1 protein-coding gene is annotated in these 1,154 nt (G+C 66.6%); it reads right to left on the bottom strand.

Annotated features, from left to right (window positions below; genetic code table 11):
* Window positions 1-17: 17 nt before the first annotated feature.
* On the bottom strand, window positions 18-1,154 hold a 1,137-nt coding region (locus tag MHK04_RS12150), incomplete at its 5' end, for an HNH endonuclease signature motif containing protein (protein WP_367404183.1).

Here is a 1,154-nt window from a genome sequence, read left to right as displayed (position 1 = left end):
GGCTAAGGGCTGGGTGGCTATGTGTGGGTATTCGGTGGCCGGGCGGGGCTGGGGACGAAGCGTGGGGTATTGCTCCACGGCGGCACCCAGGCGATGCGGCCATTGACGCGCACCATGCGGCCGCGTTCTGTGGGGCGGGAGGGGTCATCTTGGTTGGCGGCGTTGTGGTGCGCGCACAAGGTGACCAGATTTTCTTGGTTTGTGGGCCCGCCGGTGGACCAGGCGGTGAGGTGGTGGACTTGGGCGTCGTCGGCAGGCGTAGTGCAGCCCGGCCACGCGCACACGGGGTGCTCGGCCGCGGCGAGCATGCGTTGTTTCCACGTGGCCATGCGTTCGGTGCGATACAGGTTTACCGGGCCGTGCTCGGGGTGAACGAGGCTGACGTAGCCGCGCTGGGCGAGAGCGCGGGCAACCAGCTGTGCGCCGGTCATGCGGGCGCCGTTGGTGAGCTGGAGGGTGATATCGGAGGCATTGGAAGGTGCAGCGACGATGCGGTCGAGCTGGTCTAGGGTGAGGATGACGTTGGTATGCACGGCCGGCAGCGCGCCGGGATTGCCCTCGAGGAGCACCTTCTTGGCGGCGGCGAGTGGGTCGTCCTTGTTGACGGAGGAGAGCACGCCCTTGATATCGGCGATATCGGTGGGATCGGCCGTAATAGAGATGGTGTGTGGGCCGTCGGGGCGGCGGGTATAGCGCACGCCGGGCTCCGGGCGGCGGGGCGGATTGATCTGCTTGAGTAGCTTCTTGGCCACGGAGGGAATCAGGCGGGCCTCGGTGCGGCAGAGCGTTAGGCGCAGGTCCCAAGCGCGGTTGGTATCGCGCACGCGGCGAGTATAAGACTCGATGCTATCGAGCGTGGTGAGGTCATGGCCGCGGCTGCGGGCGGCCTCGCGGGCGTGGCGTTGCTTGCGGGTATTCGACGTGCGGTCGAAGTAGACGTGCTGCAGGCGGGCGAGTTGGGCAGCCAGAAGGGGACTGGCTCCGGCTTCGAGAAGCGAGTCTTCGGAGCAGCCCCGAAATTCGGCGACGAGGTCGACGCCGCGGCGGCATAGCAAGAGAAATTCGGTGTTCACACGGCCGAAGCTAAAAGGCATGCGAGGGCTGAACAAGCGGTGCGCGGCCGGGGAGGGGGAAATTGTGGATGGGTGGGGGAA

The organism is Corynebacterium nasorum (assembly GCF_022345765.1).
Lineage (GTDB): Bacteria > Actinomycetota > Actinomycetes > Mycobacteriales > Mycobacteriaceae > Corynebacterium > Corynebacterium kefirresidentii.
Note: the sequence above shows the minus strand (reverse complement) of the source record. Positions and strands in the feature narration are given on the sequence as shown.